The organism is Aneurinibacillus aneurinilyticus ATCC 12856 (assembly GCF_000466385.1).
Taxonomy (GTDB): domain Bacteria; phylum Bacillota; class Bacilli; order Aneurinibacillales; family Aneurinibacillaceae; genus Aneurinibacillus; species Aneurinibacillus aneurinilyticus.
Genome location: NZ_KE952910.1, coordinates 1 through 19335, shown reverse-complemented (window position 1 = coordinate 19335; position 19335 = coordinate 1). Strand labels below are relative to the sequence as shown.

At 44.6% G+C, this 19335-nt stretch carries 18 protein-coding genes; 5 read left to right on the top strand and 13 right to left on the bottom strand.

Annotated features, from left to right (window positions below; translation table 11 throughout):
- Positions 1-104 precede the first annotated feature (104 nt).
- The 6 genes from HMPREF0083_RS28525 to HMPREF0083_RS24080 form a co-directional block, all read right to left on the bottom strand.
- Positions 105-251, bottom strand: coding sequence for a hypothetical protein (locus HMPREF0083_RS28525; RefSeq protein WP_021624559.1), 147 nt, complete (start codon positions 249-251; stop codon positions 105-107).
- A gap of 252 nt (positions 252-503) precedes the next feature.
- Entirely contained in the window at positions 504-758 is a 255-nt protein-coding gene (locus HMPREF0083_RS24100; RefSeq protein ID WP_021624557.1) for a YlaH-like family protein, read from the bottom strand.
- Between the two features lie 153 nt (positions 759-911).
- Entirely contained in the window at positions 912-1313 is a 402-nt protein-coding gene (gene speD, locus HMPREF0083_RS24095; RefSeq protein WP_040304818.1) for an adenosylmethionine decarboxylase, read from the bottom strand.
- A gap of 182 nt (positions 1314-1495) precedes the next feature.
- Complete coding sequence (locus HMPREF0083_RS24090) at positions 1496-2002, bottom strand: DUF4446 family protein (RefSeq protein WP_021624555.1); 507 nt, start codon at positions 2000-2002, stop codon at positions 1496-1498.
- Between the two features lie 441 nt (positions 2003-2443).
- On the bottom strand, positions 2444-3700 hold the full coding sequence (locus HMPREF0083_RS24085; protein ID WP_021624553.1) for a M20 family metallo-hydrolase: 1257 nt from the start codon (positions 3698-3700) through the stop codon (positions 2444-2446).
- Positions 3701-3928: 228 nt separating this feature from the next.
- On the bottom strand, positions 3929-5440 hold the full coding sequence (locus HMPREF0083_RS24080; RefSeq protein WP_021624551.1) for a CoA-acylating methylmalonate-semialdehyde dehydrogenase: 1512 nt from the start codon (positions 5438-5440) through the stop codon (positions 3929-3931).
- A 137-nt stretch (positions 5441-5577) separates the two neighbouring features.
- Between HMPREF0083_RS24080 and HMPREF0083_RS24075 the strand changes: the two genes are divergently transcribed.
- Together HMPREF0083_RS24075 and HMPREF0083_RS24070 are read left to right on the top strand one after the other, a co-directional pair.
- Positions 5578-7227 carry a PucR family transcriptional regulator gene (locus HMPREF0083_RS24075; RefSeq protein ID WP_021624550.1) on the top strand — a complete coding sequence of 550 codons (1650 nt, stop codon included), beginning with the start codon at positions 5578-5580 and terminating at the stop codon, positions 7225-7227.
- A gap of 280 nt (positions 7228-7507) precedes the next feature.
- Complete coding sequence (locus HMPREF0083_RS24070) at positions 7508-9034, top strand: NCS1 family nucleobase:cation symporter-1 (RefSeq protein ID WP_040304815.1); 1527 nt, start codon at positions 7508-7510, stop codon at positions 9032-9034.
- Between the two features lie 102 nt (positions 9035-9136).
- On the opposite strand, the gene HMPREF0083_RS24065 is transcribed toward HMPREF0083_RS24070, so the two are convergent.
- The 5 genes from HMPREF0083_RS24065 to HMPREF0083_RS24045 form a co-directional block, all read right to left on the bottom strand.
- Complete coding sequence (locus tag HMPREF0083_RS24065; RefSeq protein ID WP_021624547.1) at positions 9137-9733, bottom strand: hypothetical protein; 597 nt, start codon at positions 9731-9733, stop codon at positions 9137-9139.
- Between the two features lie 268 nt (positions 9734-10001).
- Positions 10002-10889, bottom strand: a complete 888-nt coding sequence (locus HMPREF0083_RS24060) for a nitrilase-related carbon-nitrogen hydrolase (protein WP_021624545.1) — start codon at positions 10887-10889, stop codon at positions 10002-10004.
- Positions 10890-10924: 35 nt separating this feature from the next.
- A complete protein-coding gene (hydA, locus tag HMPREF0083_RS24055; RefSeq protein WP_021624544.1) occupies positions 10925-12310 on the bottom strand; it encodes a dihydropyrimidinase in 1386 nt (461 codons plus the stop codon).
- A gap of 16 nt (positions 12311-12326) precedes the next feature.
- Positions 12327-13586, bottom strand: a complete 1260-nt coding sequence (gene preA, locus HMPREF0083_RS24050; RefSeq protein WP_021624543.1) for an NAD-dependent dihydropyrimidine dehydrogenase subunit PreA — start codon at positions 13584-13586, stop codon at positions 12327-12329.
- 35 nt (positions 13587-13621) lie between these two features.
- The gene (locus HMPREF0083_RS24045; RefSeq protein ID WP_081696173.1) at positions 13622-14992 is read right to left on the bottom strand and encodes an NAD(P)-dependent oxidoreductase; all 1371 of its coding nucleotides are present in this window, start codon (positions 14990-14992) and stop codon (positions 13622-13624) included.
- A gap of 257 nt (positions 14993-15249) precedes the next feature.
- On the opposite strand from HMPREF0083_RS24045, the gene HMPREF0083_RS24040 reads away from it, so the two are divergent.
- Both HMPREF0083_RS24040 and HMPREF0083_RS24035 read left to right on the top strand, forming a co-directional pair.
- Positions 15250-15774 (top strand): hypothetical protein, encoded by a 525-nt coding sequence (locus HMPREF0083_RS24040; RefSeq protein ID WP_021624540.1) that lies wholly within the window; start codon positions 15250-15252, stop codon positions 15772-15774.
- Positions 15761-16153 (top strand): hypothetical protein, encoded by a 393-nt coding sequence (locus HMPREF0083_RS24035; protein ID WP_021624539.1) that lies wholly within the window; start codon positions 15761-15763, stop codon positions 16151-16153. Before HMPREF0083_RS24040 ends, HMPREF0083_RS24035 begins: the two co-directional genes overlap by 14 nt.
- A 95-nt stretch (positions 16154-16248) precedes the next feature.
- On the opposite strand, the gene HMPREF0083_RS24030 is transcribed toward HMPREF0083_RS24035, so the two are convergent.
- Together HMPREF0083_RS24030 and HMPREF0083_RS24025 are read right to left on the bottom strand one after the other, a co-directional pair.
- Positions 16249-17757, bottom strand: a complete 1509-nt coding sequence (locus HMPREF0083_RS24030; protein WP_021624538.1) for a leucyl aminopeptidase — start codon at positions 17755-17757, stop codon at positions 16249-16251.
- A gap of 124 nt (positions 17758-17881) precedes the next feature.
- Complete coding sequence (locus tag HMPREF0083_RS24025; RefSeq protein ID WP_021624536.1) at positions 17882-18481, bottom strand: hypothetical protein; 600 nt, start codon at positions 18479-18481, stop codon at positions 17882-17884.
- A 168-nt stretch (positions 18482-18649) separates the two neighbouring features.
- Here HMPREF0083_RS24025 and HMPREF0083_RS24020 point away from each other — a divergent pair, with 168 nt between their 5' ends.
- Positions 18650-19285, top strand: coding sequence for a YktB family protein (locus HMPREF0083_RS24020; protein WP_021624535.1), 636 nt, complete (start codon positions 18650-18652; stop codon positions 19283-19285).
- Positions 19286-19335: the final 50 nt, after the last annotated feature.

The following is a 19335-nucleotide window of genomic DNA, read 5'->3' as shown; positions in this document are numbered from 1 at the left end:
TTCTCATTTTATCATGAGTAAAAAGAAAGCACATGACAACCCTGGTGCCTGCATAAAAAAAGGGTACGGAATATCGCGTATCCGTACCCTGCTTACATATTTTTTTACTTTCCATAGCGCGGTTCCGCTTCGATAGCTGTAAGCAGTTGCTCCACCGCTTCCCTGTCATAGAACTTTTTTTTGGTTTTTCCTTGCGCTGTATATGTAACATGGTACATGGTCTCATCTTTCGTAAACTGTAGATTCTCCACCTTATGGTCTTCCTCAAGAACAGAATAAAAAAACTCGCTCGTTTTTTTGCTGCATCATCCTTTGGCCGAGCGTCTGCAACGATTTTAATCTGCAAATAATCAAATAGTGCATTTTCGAATTGATTCGTCAATGTCTCCACACCTCGCGTTTATTCTTTAATTACAATCGCACGCATCCCGCTTCGCAGCCAGCGCCCCATATGTCCGATAATCTCTTCCGTTTCCTTTACCGGTGTCAACCGCAACATGGCTTCACCCTCTCTGCTCTTTTTCACGCATCGACTTCACATCTTTACGTCGCAGGCGGGCCAGAAACAGCACGACAACAGCCACACAAAGGGCCGGAATCATCGGAAGTCCCAGCGCATTAAATATAGTCAGGGGAAACGCTCCGATAAACAGCAGCACATAAACGCCTACTTTCTTAAGAATAGGCAGCTTCTGGGCAAATCCCAGCTCATATGTTACAGCTGTTAATACAAAAATCAGAAAAAATTCTATATACATCTTTTATCTCCCGTAACCCAAATTTAACATCAATATATATACGCTTTCATCTTACCGTACATTCCCAAAAAAAAACAACCGAAAAACCTCTATATTTTCTTATTTTGCTCATAAAAAAAGAGAGGCACTTTCGCCTCCCGTTCTTCTTATTCGCTACGCTTGAATGTAGTTGCGGTTTACCTGAGGCGTAATAACCTCCAGTTCGCCAACACCGCGAATCAATTTTTTCACATAAAATTTCTCCGGTTGCAGCACCGAAACCATATAATCGATGGCAATCTGCGGATCCACTGTTTCCCCGCATGTGTAACAATCAAGAGCAGCAAAGCCTCGCTCCGGATACGTATGAATAGAGATATGGCTTTCCGAAAGCATCACAAGCACAGTAGCACCTTGTGGTTCAAATTGCTGAGCTTGTATGGACAAAACCGTCGCACCACACGCCTCCGCTGCTTCCACCATATGATTCTTCAAAAACTCAGCGCTATTCAAACGCTCAAATTCGACTCCCCATACGTCAATCGCTACATGCCTGCCGAAAGTTGAATATTCCATCTTCCAGCTCCCCCTTCCTAGGATGAGTAGTATAAACATCGCTAGGACCTACGTCATTCACCACGGGGGCGAGTGAGGGAAAAACATTCCCACCCTTTAAGTGAATCCTGGTTCCTAATTTTACGCAAACTTACTTAACGAACACTAAAATAACACGAATACAATAAACATGCAATACTTTTTTATGCAGGGTTTGCGTTATTTTTTACTGCCAGTGCCAGCGCCTGTTTTTCTTCTTCCGATAGTACATAAGACGACATCCCATTCTCGATCGGCTTAGCATACACACGGGATTCATGGCGACCATAAATACTTGTTATTACCACACCACTCTGATTATCGTCGACTAATGCCACCGAGAAACTCAAATCACTTCCCTCGTTCTCAAATGCAGCGAAGCGCAAAATGCCAAGCCGACCTTTTTGCTCTCTCACTTTCTTATGCATCGCCTCTGTCAAGTGCTCCACTTCCCGACAAGATGCTTCAAGTGCCTCCATCCGGTTAAACACTTTTTCAAGCATTTGTTCCAGATTATCTTCGGACGTTCCTTGTGCCATTCGGTTAAACCGCTTCTTCAAACGGCCGAATTTCACACTGAGAACGATATTCCAGATAAAAAGCAGAAGAAACAAAAGCAGAAGAAGACCGAAAATGCCCGCTACGATTTCCTTCGTGAACCATACCTCCACAGCTGTACCATCCTTTCACCGCAATAAAGTAAACCTTCCATCAGTAGAGTTTTTCTTCCTCTTCTACTGATGATTAGTTGTATGTATCGGGGTCTTAGGAGCAGCAATCTCCCACATAATGTACGTTAAGCCGGGGGCTTACTGCCCATTGGACCGGATAAATCCACAACGTGTTTATTTTATATCAGATAACCTTGCTATGACCACAGCGAATGTTGGACTTTTTTACAATTTAGTTCTATTTTAACCAGCAAAAAAACTCGTGGGCGTTGCCGCTCGTCCTTTTTCTACAAAGAAGCCAAACGGCCGCTTTATGTCACTTCGAGCGGAAGAAACGATATGTCGATTTTTCGCTTTACAGCGACATATCGTTTCTTTCCCATTAAAAAACCGCCGACATAATCGTATCGGCGGAGCCTTGCTTTATGGTACGATAGCAAGCTAAATGAAAGAAGAACTCATTTTTAGTACTGTTTTATAGAGAACTTCTGTTCCCAAAGCAATATCTTCATATGTGGAAAACTCTTTCGGATTGTGGCTAATTCCGTCCTTGCAGCGTACAAAAATCATTCCATAGTCGCAAACATACGACATGGCAAGTGCATCATGAAACGGTCCGCTCATTAATTCCGGTGCATCCACCCCCGTCTCCATACATGCTTCGCGCATCTTTTCCATAACCGATGCAGCACAGTATCTCGGTTCGCTATTCGTATCTTCCCGTATCGTGTATGCTAGGCCATGCTCGCCAGCAATCTCTTCTATCGCCTGACGCAATTCAGCCTCATACTTGTGACGACGTTCAATATCAATGTCACGCAAATCGATAGTAAATACGACACGCTCCGGTATGATATTGCGCGAATCGGGAAATACTCGAAGGCTTCCGACGGTTCCCACCGTTGGATTTTCCGGGTAACGCGACGCAATTTCATTCAACTTTACAATGACCTTGGCTGCTCCAAGCAGCCCATCTTGGCGCATGGACATAGGCACAGAGCCCGCATGTCCGGCAAATCCGACCATTTCCACCGTAAGCCAAAGTGGGCCTGAGATTCCTGTTACAATACCGACAGGCCGATTCATTGCTTCAAGTATCGGCCCCTGTTCGATATGCAGTTCCAAATAGGCACCAATTGTGCCTGCTTCATATTCTGATTCATGGAATCTTGAAGGATCACATCCAAAATCGATTAGTGCCTGCTTTCTTGTTACTCCATTCTTATCCTTGCGTCCCAACTCTTCCGGTTCCAGCTTGCCGAGAATTCCTCGGACACCGAACAATCCTTTATTAAAACGGCACCCTTCTTCATCACAAAATGCTGCTACCTCAATCGCCATGTCGGGGACAATCCCATTTTCCTTCATTGTCTGCACCACTTCAATGCCGCCCAATACTCCAATTGTACCGTCGAAACGACCGCCATATGGCTGAGAGTCAATATGCGAACCGATCATTAATACAGGGGCATTACGATTTTTTCCCTCAAACCGTCCGATAAGATTTCCGAAATGATCGATGCGTGCGTTCATTCCGGCTTCAATCATCCACTGCTTCACTGTCTCTACAGCCTGTTTGTCTTCTTTAGACAGGGCGAGACGACATACACCGGTTTCTTCAATTTGACCAATTTTTGCCAGTTCAGCAATCCGCTTTTCCAATCGTTCACTGCTTATATTCAGATGAAGAGTCGCCAATTGTCTTCCCTCGCCTTCCTATATACATCTGATTTGATAAATCGACACATGTTTGTGGTGGGAGGTAGGAAAAGAAGGAAGTGCGGGAGCGGTCGGAAAAAGACACGCTGGCCTTTCTTCTGCCGGAGCGCAGGGCGCATCCACCCTCTTCTTTTTTCCGAATCTCCTCCTTCCAACCACCCTACCCTGTCAAAATATCAAGTGTCATTTATACATATCGATATACGATTACTTTACAAAATCTCGTTTCTGGCCGATGGACGTTTCATCTCCTCTATACCAGCGCGCTGTTACTACTTTTTTTCTCGTATAAAATTCTACTCCATCTTTTCCGTTCGCATGCAAATCACCATAAAAAGAATTTTTCCACCCGGAGAATGGAAGAAAACTCATCGGAGCCGGTAAGCCAATATTCACTCCAACCATACCAGCCTCTACCCGCTGCACGAATTCCCTTGCGTATGCCCCGCTGTTCGTATAGACGCAAGCCCCATTACCGAAGCGGGATTTACTTATCGTTTCTATGCCTTCATCAAAGCTTCGGACTCGCATCATACTAAGCACCGGTGCAAAAATCTCATCCTGAATAATACTCATATCTGGCTGTGCATAATCGAACACGGTTGGCCCGAGGAAATAGCCTTGCCCAATTTCCCTTCCCTCTTCCCGGCCATCACGAATGAGCCTCGCTCCGCTCTCCTCTCCTTGTTGAATATAGCCGTGCGCCCGTTCCAATTGACTTTTACGGATAACCGGTCCCATCTCACTGCTCCGGTCGGCTCCCGGTCCTACCGTCAGCCTATCCGAATATGCAACGATTTTTTGCGCTAGAACGTCCGCAATCGCTTCATGGGCCACGACCACACTGGCAGCCAGACAGCGTTCACCTGCACAGCCAAACGCTGAACTAACAAGAATCTCTGCCGTCTTGTCCAGATCGGCATCCGGCATAACAAGGTGATGATTTTTAGCACCCGCCAGCGCCTGTACACGCTTGCCGTGCTTTGAAGCTGTCTTATAGATATATTCTGCGACCGGCTGTGAGCCAATAAAAGAAACAGCTTTAATGCCGGGATGTTCCAGCAACCCATTTACCGCATCATGGGCACCATGCACAAGGTTAAGAACACCGTTAGGTATGCCTGCTTTCTGAGCAAGTTCCACAACACGTATTGCACTTAACGGCGTTTTCTCCGATGGCTTTAATACGAACGTGTTGCCGCAAGCAATTGCCAGTGGAAACATCCAGAGCGGAAGCATACCTGGAAAGTTGAACGGCGTAATCCCCGCTACTACACCAAGTGGAAACCGCACCATGTAAGTATCAATGCCTTTAGATACATTCGATAGATTATCACCCATCATCAGCGTCGGAAGTCCGCAGGCAAATTCGACTGACTCAAAGCCGCGAAGCAATTCTGCATACGCTTCATGGTACGTTTTTCCATTCTCTTTCGTAATTAATTCCGCCAGTTCTTTCTGATGTTCAAGCAAAATGGCATGAAACTTAAACATCAGCTTGCTTCTTTCGCTAATCGTCGTCTCTTTCCATTGCTCAAACGCATTTTCGGCTGCCATCACCGCTTGTGCAACATCCTCACGGGAGGACAAGGGGGTTTTTGCAATAATCTCGCCAGTAGCAGGATTAATCACTTCCTCAAACCGATCCGTTTGAGCCTCAATCCAGCTTCCGTTTATACAATTTTTAAGCAAGGCGATTTCTATTTGTTTCATATTCATTAACGCCTTCACTCCTTTTTTGATTGCTATATTTAATATTAATAATAATTCAGAAAATTTTCATTATACATGTTGTCTGATAATATACAGAGTAACCGGACGAAATGTATAGCCAATTATAGAAAGGAGCTGAAAATATGCTCAGTATTGCAGAAGTATTACAACGACCGCTATTCAGGCATACTAGCATTGTTGCAGGACATAATGGCATAGGGCGTACGATTGGCTGGGTTCACATTGTCGATATCAAAAATGCGGGTCTCTATATTAATAGAGATGATTTAATTCTATCTACCGGTCTTGGACTTGCTGGAACGAACGAAAAGGAACGTGAAGACTATTTACAGGAATTGATTCAACACGGAGTTGCCGGACTATGCATCGAACTGGGCGATTACTTTTCACAGCTTCCACCCGATATGCTATCAGTCGCAAACCGCCATGACTTCCCCCTTATCGTCTTTACGGAACGGGTCCGCTTTGTCGAGATTACGCAGGACATTCACTCCCTTCTCGTGAATAGCCAACTCGAAAGCCTGCGAAATTTGGCCGCCTTCTCACAGGATTTGCAGCGGATTACGATGCGTGCGACAGATGTGCGACCTATTATATCTGCCCTGCATCGACATACTTCTCATCAGGTTGTATACTACTCTCCCTCTGGTGAAAACTTATGTATGCCAAATACCAATCCATCAGAAACCAGGAAAACCCTTGCTTTATACTTGGAGGCATTAGCAAAAGACCCCCTTTCTTCACAACAAGCGGGTGTATTGCAGTTGGATATGCATCGTTTCATTCTTTCACAGCCTATCACCTCTCTCGGACAAACCGTTTCTTATATTGGATTGGTCATAAGCGGGGAGAAAATCTCTGAGTCATTGTTAATGTCGCTTGATTACGCAGCAAAATCGGTAACAAACCTTTTACTTCGCCGTATGTTCTTGGAAGAACAAAGAAGAGAAGGCCAAAATCATTTTTTACGGGCACTGCTTGAAGGCACGCTCACTGACGAAGAACAGGCCCAGAAGCAAATCAGCCCTTTCTTCTCTTCCCCTGGCTCATTTGTATGTATAGCGGGCATTGCTTCTTTACACCATACTTTACTTCGTTACGAAGAAAATCGTATGGAACCGATAAACCAGGATATTATCTTGCTTGTTCGCTCACTGCTGCAAAAACAGTCTTTACAAGCACTTCTCATGTTGGAAGGTACAAAATTATATATGCTATGCGTATTCTCCCGTAAACACGACGCTGCTTCCATCAAAAAACAGCTGCAAGCATTTATCGTTCAATTCGAGCAATCCCTGCTCCATATGTTTGGGAGCGATACGCACACAACGATAGGATTCGGTCAAGTCAAAACGCGGATAACAGAAGGAAAAGCAAGCTTTGAAGAGGCAGAAGAAACACTGAAAATCAACCAAATACTCTCTGGTCATCCCTTCTATCAAGATCTGGGGATTTACCAGCTCATCCCCAGATTTGGTAGCAAAGAACGTATAAGCGCTTTTATTACGGAGCATATCGGAACGCTTCTTGAATACGACAAGGAATATAATGCCCAATTGCTTGAAACGCTGCGGGTCTACTTAAAACATATGGGCTCCAAACAAGCAGCAGCACAGGAGCTATTTATTCATCGGCAAACATTGTATCACCGTTTAGAAAAGTGTCAGGATTTACTAGGTAACGATTATTTATCTCAGGACAAGCGCCTTTGCATTGAAACAGCTCTTTTATTCCATGAATTGTTTTTCAAGAGTGTTGATTATCCAGTATGATCTAGAATGGATCGTCACCACACCCTTGGTATCCATAGATGGATAATCAACAGGCGTGACAAATCTTATTTAAATTTTCAAAATATTTAATTGACCACACATAGACGAGTACTTATAATCGAATCTGAGGAATATATTTTTTAGCAACAAAAAATATATTCCTCATTTTTTGATTTCGCAAAAAAATAGAAAGGAGGAAACCAACTACCTATTTGTTCTGTATATTCTCTCCTGTTTTTTATTTCTGTGCATGTTTCCATTTCCGCAAAGGAGGAGAGCTATGAAAACTCAAATTGAGACAAATGGTATTGTAACGCTTGATCCGAAGGTTTCACAACAAATGAAAGACAGTCCTCTATGGAACGAGGACCTGCGTCCCACTACAGCAGAGGAACATTCCTGGAAGGGAATTAACTTTGCTGCTTTATGGGTTGGTATGTGTCTTTGTATTCCCACGTATACGATGGCGAGCGGAATGATTAGTCTGGGCATGAACTGGTATCAGGCAATCCTTACCATCTTCCTCGGTAACGTTATTGTGCTCATCCCCATTCTGCTTAACTCTCATGCTGGAACAAAGTTTGGAATCCCGTATCCTGTGTTTGCCCGACTTTGGTTCGGCTCTAAGGGAGCTCATATTCCGGCAATGGCCCGGGCCATCGTAGGAGCCGGATGGTTCGGTATCAATGCATGGATAGGAGCCGGGGCAATCGATACGTTATTATCCGCCTCCTTTCCCTCATGGCAGAATTTTCCCTTTCATACCGCCATTGTATTCGCATTATTCTGGGTGCTGAATGTCGGCATTGCCTATAAAGGACCGGAAGCGATTAAATTACTTAGTATCATTGCAGCCCCTATACTGGCTCTCTCAGCAGTGATTCTTCTTGTCTGGGCATTTACTTCAGCTGGCGGATGGGGACCGATGCTGTCCGCACCTTCCAAGTTTAGCTCCACCGGTGAGTTCCTTAAATACTTTTTCCCTTCTTTAACCGGCGTTATCGCCTTCTGGGCTACGATGGCGTTAAATATTCCAGATTTCTGTCGTTACGCAAAAAGTCAAAAAGCACAAGTTGTAGCTCAAAGCTTGTCACTTCCGTTTACGATGGGCGTGTTTTCTTTTATCGGTATTGCCGTCACATCCACCACGCTCGTTATTTTTGGCGAAGCACTCTGGGACCCGGTACTTTTACTCGCTAAGTTTCCTCCATTTATCATCTTTTTAGGAACGATTGTCATCGTTATTTCTTCCATTACGATTAATGTTGGGGCTAATGTTGTCGCACCGGCCCGTGCTGTTGAAAATCTGTATCCAAGGCGAATTACTTTTGCAATGGGAGCTGTTATTACTGGTCTATTCGCAATTCTTATGCAACCCTGGTATATCATGTCTAACTTCGGAAACTATATCTTTGGCTGGCTAGGAACATACGGAGCACTGCTAGGACCTATTGATGGAATTGCCATTGCCGATTACTGGCTTGTACGCCGCAGACGAATGGCATTAAAAGAATTGTACACACTTGATGGCCGCTATAATTACACATCCGGTTTTAATATGAACGGCGTGTATGCGCTTTTAATAGGTGTCGCCATTCCTACCTTAGGACTGTTTATCCCTCCACTTCGTTTTATGTGGGAAAATGCATGGACATTCGGCCTGTTTATTTCAATTTTCGCGTACGTTTATCTTATGAGAAATGATAAGAGTATATTAAGCAAAGAAGAATATGAAGCTATTACTGTATTCTCGGATGCTCCCCCTGCTTCCTCTTGTACATCTGATGCCGAGGCAGCCATAAAGTGAAATTTCATACAGCGGAGGGATTGTTGCCCGTTAAGGCGGGATAAACCAGCGAACAATGAAAAGCCTCCCGGGCATGCTGAACATGCGGCCAGGGAGGTTCTTTTATTCCTGAACTGACGTTTCTTCCATATGCGCATGATATCGATTCCGTAAATCGGTAAATGTACAGGACCCAATATCTCTGATATCATACACAAAATCCAATTGTACGGCGCTAATCTGTTCATCAGGCTTATAAGCGATGTAATATGTTAACGTGTCATCAATGTGATAAACAATTCCATCATAGCCAAGCTTCGTCACATATTCTCGAATAATATTTCCAGCCCAGCGGCTTAATCCGATACTCGCTATTTCTTCAGCTTCTTCATCCATTACTCCATTCGGATATTTCCATGCTAATGCTAGACCTCGTATCTCCTTTTCACCGAAGCAACCATCAAGTAGCAACGGATTCTGCAAACATAGCGACTGGCGAATCACGCTTCCTTTATCACTATTTGCTTCCGCATGACAATATGCGTATTCTGCGGCGACTGTATAATCGCTTACAAGATATACACCTGCTCCGAACACCGCCTTAATCTCAATATCATTCCGGAACTTTCTCTCTTCCGCAGCGAGGTACTTCTGGTTCCCGACCACTTCCATAGCTTCCGACAGACAGATTCCCCTATAGGCAACTACGTGCTCTACCATTCCTCGTTCTCCTCCTTCATATCAGAGTAAGAACACCTCACACTCTCTTCCTACCTATCTGTATCTCTCTTTATACGGAAGATGATGCACATCTCTAGAACAAGCTCCCACTATATCATTATGAAAATCTGAAAAAACTATAACATAAAATTCTTTCCTTCTCAATTTATCATTATTCAAAAATAATTTTATTTTCTAATAACAGATGCTAACGAGCATTTTGCCCACTAAAAAAGGAAGCGGGCTGCCGCTTCCTTCATTCTTTTATTTAGAGCTGAGCAGAAAGATTCACATACGTTTCAGGACGTCTATCCCGATAAAACTGCCACTGGTCCCGAACGCTGTGTATGACATTCCGGTCCATAATTCCGATAATCACCTCATCTTTATCCCGGCTGCCCATCGACACAAATTCACCTCGTGGGTTGACAAGGTAGCTTTGTCCGTAAAATTCCCCCATATTCCACGGCGCTTCGAAACCGACACGATTAATAGCTGCCACATAAAATCCGTTTGCAACAGCATGGGCAGGCTGCTCTAGCTTCCATAAGTACTCTGATGTACCTGCTACAGTTGCGGAAGGATTAAATACAATCTCTGCTCCATTGAGTCCTAGAAGGCGTGCTCCTTCTGGAAAATGCCTATCATAACAAATATAAACACCGACCTTTGCATATTTTGTGTCAAATACCGGATAATCTTCATTGCCTGGCTTAAAATAATACTTTTCCCAAAAACCTGTGCCCCCCTCGCCCGCTGCTACATGCGGAATATGCTTTTTGCGGTATTTTCCAAGGTACGTTCCATCTGCATCAATAACAGCAGCCGTATTGTAATACACGCCCTCTGCCGCTTTTTCATAAATCGGCAATACAATAACAACATTGTTTTTCCTTGCAACCTCCTGGAAACGTTGTGTCGTCGGTCCGTCGGGAATTGGTTCGGCTGCCTCATACCATTTAACCGTCTGCTCGGCGCAGAAATACGGCCCGTAGAAAATTTCTTGCAAGCAGATAATCTGTGCTCCCTTGGCGATTGCCTCTTCAATAAGGACCATATGCTTGGCGATTGCCTTTTCCTTATGCACTTTCACCGGTTCGTTCCCATGCACATCATGGCTTGCCTGAATCAACCCGATTACAGCTTCTTTAGACATCCTATTCCTCCTTCAATTATCTACCATGACCCAGATTAATATTGCCGGAATGGCTGTCTACTTATATACCGTCCCCTGCCTTTTTTACCGTGAAATTGCTTATCCTTGACAAGTACCTCTCCCCTGGAGAGAACAACAACCGGCTCCCCTGTGACCTTCATTCCTTCAAACGGGTTATAATCTACGTTCATATGGTGAGTAGAAGCGGAAAGCGTACGTTCCACATTTGGATTAAAAACGACGATGTCCGCGTCGCTTCCTACCGCAATCGTTCCTTTCTTCGGAAAGAGTCCAAACAATTTGGCAGCATTCGTAGATACGGCATTCACAAATGTGTTCAATCCAATCCTTCCTTTATGCACACCTTCCGAATATAGGATGGAGAATCGATCTTCGATGAGCGGGCCCCCGTTTGGAATTTTAGTAAAATCATCTTTTCCAAGATCTTTTTGCCCTTCGAAGTTAAAAGAGCATTGATCCGATCCTACTGTTTGCAAACTTCCGTTGCGCAAAGCCGCCCACAGCTCTTCTTGATTCCATTTCTCTCGAAGCGGAGGCGACCATACATACTTGGCACCTTCAAAATCAGATTTCTGCAAATCGGTTATATCAAGCACTAAATATTGCTGACATGTTTCTCCCCATACCTTCAATCCCTGGGCTCGCGCTTCCTTGATTTTATTCGCTGCAGCCGCGCACGATACATGCACAATATAAATCGGTGCATCAGCAAGCGCAGCCATGGCTATGGCTCTTCCTGTTGCCTCCGCCTCAACTTCAGGGGGACGGGTTACCGCATGATAATAAGGTGACGTATTACCTTGTTCCAGCGCTTTTTGTACTAGCAAATCGATAACATCTCCATTTTCTGCATGTACCTGCACGAGCGCCCCGAGTTCTTTTGCCTTTGTGAGCGTTTGAAAAAGCGTGCCGTCATCGACCTGAAATACATTTTTATAAGCCATAAATAGCTTTAAAGAAGTAATTCCCTGTTCTTGAACAATAGTCGGCAGTTCATTAAGCACGTTATCGTTCATCTCGCTAATCATCAGATGAAAACTGTAGTCGATGTTAGCCCTTCCATTCGCTTTTTTATGCCACATATCTACTGCTTCTTTTAACGGTTTTCCTTTTTGGGTAAGACAAAAATCGACAATTGTTGTTGTACCGCCAAAAGCGGCAGCACGAGTCCCTGTTTCGAAATCATCTGCCGTTACCGTCCCACCGAACGGCATATCCAAGTGTGTATGAGGATCGATGCCACCCGGAAATACATAGCAGCCTTTGGCATCAATAATTTCCGCTTCTGGCTTTTCAATCGTATCGGCGATAGAAACAATTTTTTCTTCTTCAATCAAAATATCCGCCCTATATATATCCGAACCGGTAACGACGGTTCCTCCTTTAATTATTTTCGCCATGTGTTTCCCCCCTTTTTTATTGTGCCGAGTTCATCAAGGCTGTACGCTCTCTCCATGTAAGCGGCGGCTGTCCGGTTGGTATTTCCACCATCGTAATACAATCCTCTATCGGACAAACAATGGAGCACAGGTTGCATCCTACGCAGTCCTCTTCCCGCACGACCAGCTTTTCGCCGCCATTCTCCATCTGCACTATATCAATGCATTGATGAGACGTATCTTCGCAAGCGATATGACACCGATTGCAGTTGATACAGGATTGTTCGTCAATTCGTGCCACTACTTTATAGTTAAGGTTCAAATTCCCCCATTCCGAATAGCGGGGTACTGATTTTCCGACAATATCCATAACCGATTCAATGCCGCGCTCATCAAGGTAATGACTCAGTCCCTCGATCATATCCTCTACGATTCTAAAGCCGTACAGCATGGCAGCAGTACACACCTGAATACTAGATGAGCCCATGAGCATGAACTCTACGACATCACGCCAGTTTGAAATGCCGCCAATACCTGAAATCGGCAGATTAACCTGTGAATCACGCGCGCATTCAGCCACCATGTTTAGGGCAATTGGCTTTACCGCTGGTCCGCAATAACCACCATGTGCACCTTTTCCATCTACATGTGGAATTGGATTCCATGTATCGATATCAACCCCCATCAAACTATTAATTGTATTAATCATACTAACAGCATCCGCTCCGCCTTGTTTGGCTGCCCGTGCCGTATACCGAATGTCTGTAATATTCGGCGTTAATTTTACGATGACCGGGGTTTGCGCTACTTCCTTCACCCATTCGGTCTGTTGCTGCACCAGTTCAGGCTGCTGTCCAACCGCAGAACCCATGCCGCGCTCTGCCATACCATGGGGGCAGCCAAAATTCAGCTCCAGACCATCCACTCCAACGTCCTCCACAGCCTTAACCAGTTCATGCCACTTCTCACGATTCGGCTCCATCATCAGAGAAGCGACAAGTGCATGGTTAGGAAACTTCCTTTTCACTTCTTTCATTTCTTTCAAGTTAACTTCAAGCGGGCGGTCAGTAATCAGCTCGATATTATTAAATCCAACCGTTTGCCCATTATATTTCAAACCCGCAAAGCGGGATGTCACATTAATAATAGGATCGCCCAATGTTTTCCATACGGCTCCGCCCCATCCCGCCTCAAACGCTCTCTCTACCTGATAACCTGTGTTGGTCGGCGGGGCCGAAGCGAGCCAGAACGGGTTCGGTGCCTGAATGCCTCCCAGGTTTATCCGTAAATCAGCCATAGAAATACCTCCTTGAATTTCATAGATTGCCGGTTTTATGCCAGGACTTCCGTTCGAGTAGACATATATGCTTTATGAATGCCGTAGGCCGCTTTTTTGCCTTGCTCAGCTGCATCAACCACCATGGCTTCCGCATTTCCCAGACCAAAAATACAATCGCCCGCAGCAAAAATTTTCGGATTAGACGTTTGGTTGTTCCCATTAACTTTAATCACGCCGCGAACATGCTCCACTCCAAACGATTGAACGAGCGGCAGCAGCTTATTTTGACCAATTGCTTTAATTACACTATCAACCTCGACCGTAAACTCTGAACCTTCTATTCTCACCGGACGCGGTCGACCCGATGCATCCGGTTCGCCAAGCTTCATACGCACGCATGCAAGCGCTGTTACTTTCCCTCTCTCATCTCCTATAATACGAACAGGTGTTACGAGCCATCTAAACTCGATCCCTTCCTGCTTAGCGAACTCGTACTCGAAATCATAAGCCGTCATCTCATCTTCCGTCCGACGATACATTATGGTCACCTGTTCCGCTCCAAGACGGTGCGAACAAGTAGCTGCATCGATCGCTGTGTTTCCCGCACCAATAACGACGACCCGTTTGCCAAGCGAAATCGTCTCAAGCGACTTAGTTTTCGTATCTTCCACAAGCTGAATCGCATCATATACGCCATCCAGCTCTTCTCCTTCAATTCCTAAATCCGGTACATTGCCAAGCCCTACAGCCAGTACCACATAATCGTATCCATTTATAATTTCCTCCACCTGAATGTTCTTTCCGACCGTCATGCCCGTAAGAATAGTGACACCCAGTTTCTCGACCTGTTCCACTTCCCATAGAGCGATCTGCTGGGGCAGACGAAATGATACGATTCCGTACGTATTCAGGCCTCCCGTCTGTGCTTTCGATTCATATATAGTTACCTTATAGCCGAGCCGGGCCAGTTCTCTGGCTGCGGATAGCCCTGCAGGTCCTCCTCCAATTATCGCTACGGTTTTTCCGTTGCTCTCACCTTTATGAAATAAAGCCACATCATTTTTCATCGCCCAGTCTGTAGCATAGCGTTGCAATTGACCGATCATAATCGGCGAAGAGGCATGATTAAGCACGCAAGCCCCTTCACAAAGCTCAGAAGTAGGACAAACTCTCGCACAGCTTGCACCTACCGGATTTGCTTCCATAATGGCGCGGGCAGAGCCCTTCATATTTCCAGAAGCGATTTTCTTAATGAACGAAGGAATATTAATACCGGTGGGACAAGCTTTAATACACGGTGCATCATAACAATAAAGACAACGATTCGCCTCATCCATTGCATCCTTCTCCCGCAATCCGGGAATGAACTCTTGAAAGTTTTTCTTGAGCTTTTCGACGGGAATAAAAGCCTGTTGGTTCACTATGCTCTCCTCCTTGACGAAAATAGTTTATATCATAGTTAAAATTTTCAGAACTTTATATTAATATTATTATACAAAAAATAAATTATCAATATTTTTAATTGCATATATAAATATTTTTAACTGAATAAACCGAATTAAATGTTTTATCGCATTTCGAACAGGAAATAAGGTTGAGAGAAAGGGAAACTTTGATAAAATAAAAGGGAGAAAAGCGCCATATTTCCAGAATACCCGCATACGTGAAAGGATATAGGAGAATGGATTTAGAAGACCGTATCAAACATATAAAGCAGAAAATTGAGGAAAAACAAGCTTTGCTTGCAGAGCTGGAAGCAAAATTAACCGAGTACAAAAGCCAGCAAGAACAGCGCAAGCACTATATGGCTTCCAAAGAGATTATCGATTATATAGAGCAGCGTTCCGGTAAAATCATCAATATGTCAACCATTAAACGCTGGACAGATGAAGGGTATCTCGGCGAAGTGATTGATGAACGCGAGCACTTCTGGGCTTTAAAAACCAAGCAGGGAAAAAAACGTAATCTGTATAAGAGAGCGACCGTATTCCCTTTCTTATATGCCAGAGGATACATCTTCCCTTATTACGATATATTAGATGAGGTGCTGTACTTGACAGAAACAGCTTCTTTTCCTGCTACGGTAACCGATATTCGCATGGAGGACGGACAATTTTTATACAAAATCCAATTACCTGATTATACAATCATCGATAGTGTTAACGAGAAGCAATTGAAAGGTGCGGAACCGAATGGCAAGTATTGAAATCAAAAACACCAATGATAATATTTTGATTGCAAGAAAAATAAGAGATGCAAACAAAGACTCATCGGAAGGATTCACGCTTAAATTTACGGAAGATAATAGTATGATCATTATGGAGGGAGAGAAGCTAACCATCCCGGACAAGGCGCTTCTGACAAGCGAAATGAAAGTGAACGGAATGATTAAGCCTCTGCCGATTGGATTCGAAATTCTGGATGAAGAAAAAGGAAAGACTGTAAACTTACACCTTGATGCTGAATTAGTGAAGGAAATCAATATTATTCGCAGCTATGTAAAAAGCAAGACACAGCATGACGTATTATTGGAGCTATTCAAAAAGGGACTGGAACAATATAAGAAAGAAAACGATACAAAATAAGAAAAACTCATGGGTACCTTCACCCGCTGTACCTTGCGCGTTTTTCAAGTGATACGTTTATAAAAAAAGAAGCGGCCGGTAAGCCGCTTCTTCTTCTATTTTCCGCCAAAACGAATTGCAAGCTGTATTAACGTACGAACTGCCACACCGGTAGCACCTGCCGGGTTGTGGCCTTTATCCTTATCTGTCACAGCTGTTCCTGCGATATCGAGATGTACCCACGGCGTATCCTCTGCAAATGCGCCGATAAAAATACCGCCCTGAATACAGCCGGCTGGTCGCCCGGCATCATTCTTAATATCGGCAATCTCACTCTTAATATACTCTTGATATTCTTCGAAGTTCGGTAATTCCCATACTTTTTCTCCGGCGATACGTGCCGCAGATTTTACCTCTTCAAGCCATTCTGCATTGTTCGTAATCATACCGGTAGCCGCGTGTCCAAGCGCGGAAACGACAGAACCTGTCAGCGTTGCTACATCGACCAGCTTGGTCGCACCCTGATGCTTGGCGTATGCTACGCCATCCGCCAAAATGAGGCGCCCTTCAGCATCCGTATGTACGATTTCAATTGTTTTGCCAGAGAATGAGGTAATGACATCCGCCGGTTTTAAATTATTACCAGAAATCATGTTCTCGCATGTAGGAATAACGGCAATTACATTAACATGTGGCTGTAAGGCACCTATGCCGTCCATGGCTGCAATAACCGCTGCTGCACCAGCCATATCTGTCTTCATCTCGCCCATACCTTCATCCGGCTTAACCTGAATGCCTCCCGTATCGAAGGTAATCCCTTTACCTACATAGCCAAGCACTTCCTTACTGTCAGCTGCACCATTGTATTTAATTACGACCATCTTAGGCTCATTCGTGCTTGCCTGTCCAACACCAAGCAACGCTCCCATGCCGAGTTCTTCTAACTCGGCTTTGTTTAGCACTTTGACTTCCATATTCCGGCGGTGTGCCACTTCTCGTGCCCGCTCTGCCAAAATGGCCGGTGTCATCTTGTTGCCTGGCTCATTAACCAAATCACGCGCCAGATTTGTTGCATATGCTGCCGAATCTGCCCTCTCAAGACCTGCCTGGATCGCGCTCTGTTCCAAGTCTCCACTTACGACAAGAATGAACTCTTCAATGACAGAAGGCTGCTCTTCACGTTTCTTGTAGCCGGAGAATGTGTATGTGCCAAGCTCCACACCCTCCACTACGCCCTGAACGATGTCGACAGGATTCCAAAACCGCTTCTCCACATAGTAGTTGGAAACACCAAACGTAACGTTTTTAATGCCCTTCTTTTGCGCATGACGCGCAGCGATGCCAATAGCATCACGCACCTTGGCAGCCGTAAGCTCTTTTTCTTTGCCGAGCCCAAGAATGAGCGTGCGCTTAGCAGGAATTTTACCCCAGTTATGCAGAAGAGTGACCTCCCCGAAGGTTCCACGGATTTCTTTCTCCGCAATAAGCTGTGAAATGCGGTGCTCAAGCGCAGCGTCAACGCTTTTGGCATACCCTTTCACCGTATCCTGGTCTTCGCAATACGTGACAATCAAACAATCTGTGGCAATCGAAGAAATTGTTTCCGTTGAAATTTTTACTTTCATGGTCTACCTCCGCAAGTGAAAATGTTTCCCCTGTTAGTATGCGATATCATAACGCAAAAAAGCACACTTCGGGTGAAGTATGCTCTATATATTCTCCATATAGAAAGCGTTTTCCTGCTTTTTGCTACACTTCTAGCATAATCATTTCATGATGGAGCTTGGCAAGCTTCTCCTTGCAGGCTGCCACTGCCTCTATATCTTTTGCTCCCATCGCCTCATACAATACGGCAAGCTCGTAATCAACCTCTTTTGTGAGTGCCGGAATCCGCTCCTCGGCATCATGACGGCGCAATGCCTCCATTACTTCTTCCATAGAGACGGAGCATTCCTTTTCAAAAATAACTTCTTTGGAAGCACCAGAAATTTTAATAATTTGTTCTGCTTCTCCATATCGAATCTTCTGGACAACAAGTTGTCCATCGGTAAACATTTTAATGACTGCATGACCTTTAACCTGTTCAATAAAATGCTGTAAAATTTTCTCAAAACGTGGATCTGATGTATTATAATGGCGATCACGCAAACGATAGCGTGTACCTACTTTACGAAATGTAAGCCAATGGCTTTCTTCTTCAGCTTGGACGGAGAGGGTGAAATACTTCTTCGTTTCTTTCCATGCAACCCGCATGCCTGCTTCAATGATTCGTGCGACCAGATCCTGTATCTGTTCCTCATTAAACCATAGGGCTACGTCGCTGTACTCAATCTGCTCAAACGCATGCATTGCTACCCCTCCATTCGCGGAATTTTTGGAATATTTATTTTTATTATTTATATTGTATCGTACATTTTTTATAAAAGCAACTTGTTTTTATTGTTAATCTAGGCTGTTAACAATGTATGCAGCATGTGATACGATGAGAACAGATTTTTTATAAGGAGGAAATCGGTTATGAATCGCCTTACGGAACAAGACTTCGCCATATTTTCCGTACCCGGGCTCGAAGCACGTATGGATGCCCTTAAAGAAACACTCCGTCCCAAGCTGGACATGCTGGGGCAGGAGCTTACACCTTTTCTTTCTGCGGAAACGGGCGACGAGATGTTCTACCATGTCGCCAAACACGCACGGCGCACCGTTCATCCCCCGAAAGATACATGGGTAGCATGGGCATGCAATAAGCGCGGCTATAAGATGCTGCCGCATTTTCAGGTAGGGCTTTGGGAGACACACCTATTCATCTGGTTCGCTATCATTTATGAGTCACCGGTTAAACCAGTATTTGCAGAACGTTTGGAACAGGAATGGGGAGCATTAAAAGAAGCAATCCCGGAACATTTCGTCTGGTCGTTCGATCATACCAAACCGGATACATTCCCTCACAGCGAAATGGACGATGAGAAAGTAAATGAACTTATACATAAGCTTAAGCATGTCAAGAAATCCGAAGTGCTTTGTGGCGTGACACTTAGCCGCGAGCAGGTAGCCGCAATGTCCGCGGAAGAGTTGCTGAAGACTGTAGAAGCGACATTTTATACGCTGCTTCCTTTATACCGGCTTTCCTATGTCTATACAGCTCGCGCTTGATATTTCAACACAAGGATGTTGATTATCCAGTATGATCCAGAGTGGATCGT